Here is a 4,760-nt window from a genome sequence, read left to right as displayed (position 1 = left end):
TATGAGTGGAATCACTGCTACTGATAAAGAAGATGGTGATTTAACTTCTAAAATCAAAGTTACTGGAAAAGTTGATACTTCTAAAGCTGGAAAATATACTTTAACTTACTCTATCACAGATAGTAAAGGTGAAGTTACAACAGCTAAAAGAGTTGTAACAGTTACTGAAGATGACAAACCTGAACCTCCAACTCCTGGTGAGGATAACTTTGATATAAACAAAGTTTATAATACTGGTGATGTTGTAATCTACAAAGGTCAAAAATATAAAGCTAAATGGTGGACACAAGGTGCTTATCCTGATAAAACTGATGCATTTGAAATAATGGTTGAAGTAAATCCTGATGGAAGCACACCTTATGTACCCGGTAAAACTTACAATGGTGGAGATAAAGTTAGCTACAATGGTAAAGTTTATGTAGCTGCTTGGTGGACAAACACAGTTCCTGGAAGTGATAATTCTTGGAAATAAATATAATTAGATAAACTAATCCCCACATATATAAATATTAAAATATATGTGGGGATTTTTCTATTTCATAACTTCACTAGCCTCTGTATCTATATCTTTTAACCTATCATAAATATCTTTGCATCTACCATATGAATATTCAAGTCTTTCTAAAAATCTATTTCTTACTTCATTTGTTAGACCCTCTTTTTTTTCTATGTACGCTCTAATCTTAAAAACACATTCACTTATATTTTCATGCTCTCTTTGACACCCTTCAACTTCTCTCGAATAAATCTCTGATATATTATCAAGGTAATGACTATAGAAAACTTGCATTTCACCTTCTGTATATGAAAGCTCTCTATAATCTTCACCAATCCTAAAAGCACTCATTGAACTATCTCTAAAAGTAGATGAAACATTTTCATACTCGACTATAAGCTTTAATGCTTCTTTAGCAAGTTTTTTTCTTTTTGCTAAATTCCCCATAAATAAACCTCCTACTCTTATCAAATATATTAGTCTACACTATAGCCTTCTAGCTATATATTTTAAAAATATTATAATTTATTTTATGAAATATATGGTAACGAAAAAAAGACACCTAAAAACTAGGTATATCCAATATATAAGAATACTCCTATCACAATTTATTTTAATGATACATAAACTATATAAACTATGTAATATAGAATTTTATGTAGTATTAAAATTAATACAGGAGCTTTTTAATATGAATAATGATTGTAATTGTAACTGTAGCCCAAATTATAATTTAAATTATCAACTTTGGTCTACTATTCCATATCCAAACAGAAATAATCCTTATGAAGGTATAGACCCTTCAGCTATGTCATGGCCACTTATGTATATTAGCAGAGATTGTTCTAATAATTTCTATGATTTTAAGGGTGATCCCATTTCATTTAAATTTATTGATCCTAATTTTGTAGACTTTAATAAAGAACTTCTTGAAGTTATGCATGTTCAAAACAACCTTACTTGTGAGCAAAAAAATATTGCTACATTTTGGGGAACTGGAGTTCCTGCACAGCAGTGGACACCTATATTTTTAAAACTTATAGATGAGTATAATGTTACTCCTCCTACATCTGCAAGAATTCTTGCTTGCCTACAAAATGTTATGAATGATGCCTTTGTCGTAACTTGGCATTATAAATACTATTTTGATTGTGCTAGACCTTGTCAGTTAAACAGAGATTTAAAAACTCATTTAGCAACTCCTATATTTCCAACTTACCCATCTGGACATTCACTTATTTCAGGAGCTGTTGAAGTTGTTTTATCATATTTCTTCCCAAAAGAAGCTTGTACAATACACAAATTAGCTGAATCTGCTTCTATTTCAAGACTTTATGGTGGAATTCATTTTAATTCTGATTTACAAGAAGGACTAAGTATTGGAAGACAACTTGGAGCTTGTGCTGTTGAATATTTAAAAACCGAACACGAAAGTGATTATATAATTATGTAATATTCCACATCAAAAAGAACTATGAGAATTATCATAGTTCTTTTGCTATTTTATTTATTCTTTTCCTAAAAAGTCTTTAAGATCTTTTGCTATATAAATTTCTTTTTTAGCATTCATCTCATTTATATATTCTACACAAGCTTTAACACAATCCATACACACATAACCTTCTTTAACTTTTCTTCCCATAGCAAGTTTCTTTACTCCACAGACCTTACATATTGAACCACCAAAAAATTGCATATTTACCTCACTAATATTTATTACTAATATTTATTACTAATAATATCTATATGCTATAACTTTTAATTATTCTATCTTACATAAGATAATACTAAATATAAATTATGACTTCATATAACCAATAAATAAATACTAGCTATTTGTATTTCATTGATAAACAGATGTACTTCACACTTGCACATTTTGTCTAAATATGTTACAATTTTATTAAAGAGATGGCAAAATAGTAAATAAAATTACAATTTGGTAATAAATATAGATTAAATATAAACAATTTTAGGAGGGCATTTTTATGGAAGCATCGGTTGGAAATCAGAAAAACAAAAAATTAAAGCACCCGCCTGGGCTTTATCTTTTATTCCTGACAGAAATGTGGGAAAGATTTAGTTACTATGGTATGAGGTCATTACTTATCCTTTACTTAACAGCTACTTTTGTTCAAGGTGGACTTGGATTTGATGTTAGTACAGGAGCTATGATTTACGGATTATATACAGGCTTTACATATTTCACTCCTATTATTGGTGGATATCTTGCTGATAAATATCTAGGTCAGAAACTTGCAATTATTATTGGTGGTACTGTTATGGCACTTGGTAACCTTGCATTATTTGGTCTTAGTGGAAAAACCGGTCTATTTATTGGACTTGGTGCACTTATAATAGGTAATGGTTTCTTTAAACCTAATATTTCAACAGTGGTTGGGCAACTTTATGATAATGGTGATAAGAGAAAAGATTCTGCTTTCACTATTTTCTACATGGGTATCAACATAGGTTCATTAATTGCTCCTATCATATGTGGTCTTCTTGCAGAAAATATTTTTGCACATAAAATAAATGGTGTTATTGTTCAGTATGGATTTAAATATGGATTCCTTGCTGCTGCAATTGGTATGGTTATAGGTCAGGTTGTATTTATAATCTTTGCACCTAAATATTTAGGACATGTTGGTGGTAAAAAAGTAGTTTCTAAAACTGAAAAACTTGAAAAGAAACCTTTAACTAAACAAGAAAAGAAAAGAACTCTTGCAATATTAATTCTTGCAATGTTCGTTGTATTCTTCTGGGCTGGTTTTGAACAAGCTGGAAGTTCACTTACAATGTTTGCTGAGAAGTTAACTGATAGACATATATTTGGAACAACTGTACCAGTTACATTCTTCCAATCAATAAACCCAATATTTGTTCTTTTATTATCTCCAATCTTTGCAAAGATTTGGTTTACACTTGCTAATAGAAGACAGGGAGATTTAAAAATCCCAACAAAAATGGCACTTGGTATGGTAACACTTGGAATAGGATTCCTTGTTATGGTATTTGCTACAATGTCAATTGGTAGTTCTGAAAACCCAGTAATGAAAGCTAGTATGTGGTGGCTTGTTATGACTTACTTCTTTAACACAGTTGGAGAATTATGCTTATCGCCTATCGGACTTTCAATGGTTTCAAAAATTGCCCCTGTAAAACTTGCTTCTCTACTCATGGGAGCTTGGCTTGCAAGTTCAGGTGTTGCAAGTATACTTGGTGGATTTATAGCATCAAATCTTGATGCATTTGGAGCAACTGAAATATTCGCAATCATATCTGGAGTATCAATAGTGCTAGGACTTGTATTATTCTTCCTAAGCCCTAAAATTTCAAAAATGATGGAATAAAATATAGTAAAATAGGATGTAACCGCAATTGGTTACATCCTATTTTTTATTAACACACCGTATTTTTTATATCTAATCCTCTATGATTTCCAGTCCTGTCATTCTTTATTTTTAATATCTCTGCTAAAATTTCCATAGCTATTTCTGCTGGTGTTCCATCTGAAAAATCCAGTCCTATTGGTGCATGTAATTTTTTAAAATTTTCTATATCTATCCCCTCTTCTAATAACTCCTTAGTTACTTGTATAACCTTACTTTTACTACCCATCATTCCTACATATTTTATATCTTTTCCTATTACTTCTCTTAAAGCAATCTTATCAATTAAATGTCCTCTTGATGCTATAACAACATAAGTATTTTTAGGTAATTTTTGATTTTTAATATGTTCTGCAACATCTCCTGTTAAAACAGTTATACCATTTAATGCTATGTATTCTTCTCTATCATCAATTATAACTATATCAAAATTAAGTGATTTAGCTATATAAGTTAACTCCTTTGAAACATGCCCTGCTCCTATAACCATTAATTTATTAGCTGGTTTAAATATTTTTATAAATCCTCTAACTTGTCCCCCACAAGCAAGCTTTAACGTATCACTTGCACCCATTCCATATGCAAATTCTTTATTCTCTCCTGTTTTTAAAAGTTCTCTAGCTTCTTTTATCACCTCAAACTCTACAAGTCCCCCACCAATTGTTCCAGATATATCATCATTAAAAACTGCCATAATAGCCCCTGTCTTTCTTGGTGTTGAACCTTTAGATTCTGTAACTGTTACTAACGCACAACTCTCTCCTTCTAAAACCCTTGCTTCAATCTCTCGTAGTACTTTATATTCCATGACCTACCCCCTAAAATATTAATTAAAATATATTTTTACTCTACATTTAACTATTAAAAATTTT

Annotated in this window: 6 protein-coding genes; 3 read left to right on the top strand and 3 right to left on the bottom strand. The window is 30.5% G+C overall.

The window, feature by feature from the left end; translation table 11 throughout:
• Nucleotides 1-472, top strand: a 472-nt coding sequence (locus Q0V15_RS11945) for a carbohydrate-binding protein (protein WP_297439306.1), incomplete at its 5' end; no start/stop codon positions are given.
• 60 nt (nucleotides 473-532) lie between these two features.
• Here the strand turns inward: Q0V15_RS11945 and Q0V15_RS11940 are convergent.
• Nucleotides 533-943 (bottom strand): hypothetical protein, encoded by a 411-nt coding sequence (locus tag Q0V15_RS11940; RefSeq protein WP_297439304.1) that lies wholly within the window; start codon nucleotides 941-943, stop codon nucleotides 533-535.
• Nucleotides 944-1,187: 244 nt separating this feature from the next.
• On the opposite strand from Q0V15_RS11940, the gene Q0V15_RS11935 reads away from it, so the two are divergent.
• A complete protein-coding gene (locus Q0V15_RS11935; protein WP_297439302.1) occupies nucleotides 1,188-1,949 on the top strand; it encodes a vanadium-dependent haloperoxidase in 762 nt (253 codons plus the stop codon).
• Between the two features lie 54 nt (nucleotides 1,950-2,003).
• On the opposite strand, the gene Q0V15_RS11930 is transcribed toward Q0V15_RS11935, so the two are convergent.
• The gene (locus Q0V15_RS11930) at nucleotides 2,004-2,192 is read right to left on the bottom strand and encodes a hypothetical protein (protein ID WP_297439300.1); all 189 of its coding nucleotides are present in this window, start codon (nucleotides 2,190-2,192) and stop codon (nucleotides 2,004-2,006) included.
• A 292-nt stretch (nucleotides 2,193-2,484) separates the two neighbouring features.
• On the opposite strand from Q0V15_RS11930, the gene Q0V15_RS11925 reads away from it, so the two are divergent.
• Complete coding sequence (locus tag Q0V15_RS11925; protein WP_297439298.1) at nucleotides 2,485-3,849, top strand: peptide MFS transporter; 1,365 nt, start codon at nucleotides 2,485-2,487, stop codon at nucleotides 3,847-3,849.
• A gap of 49 nt (nucleotides 3,850-3,898) precedes the next feature.
• Here Q0V15_RS11925 and Q0V15_RS11920 read toward each other — a convergent pair whose 3' ends face one another.
• A complete protein-coding gene (locus Q0V15_RS11920) occupies nucleotides 3,899-4,696 on the bottom strand; it encodes an XdhC family protein (RefSeq protein WP_297439296.1) in 798 nt (265 codons plus the stop codon).
• Between the last annotated feature and the right edge of the window lie 64 nt (nucleotides 4,697-4,760).

It is taken from the genome of uncultured Clostridium sp. (assembly GCF_947036855.1).
Lineage (GTDB): Bacteria > Bacillota > Clostridia > Clostridiales > Clostridiaceae > Sarcina.
Note: the sequence above shows the minus strand (reverse complement) of the source record. Positions and strands in the feature narration are given on the sequence as shown.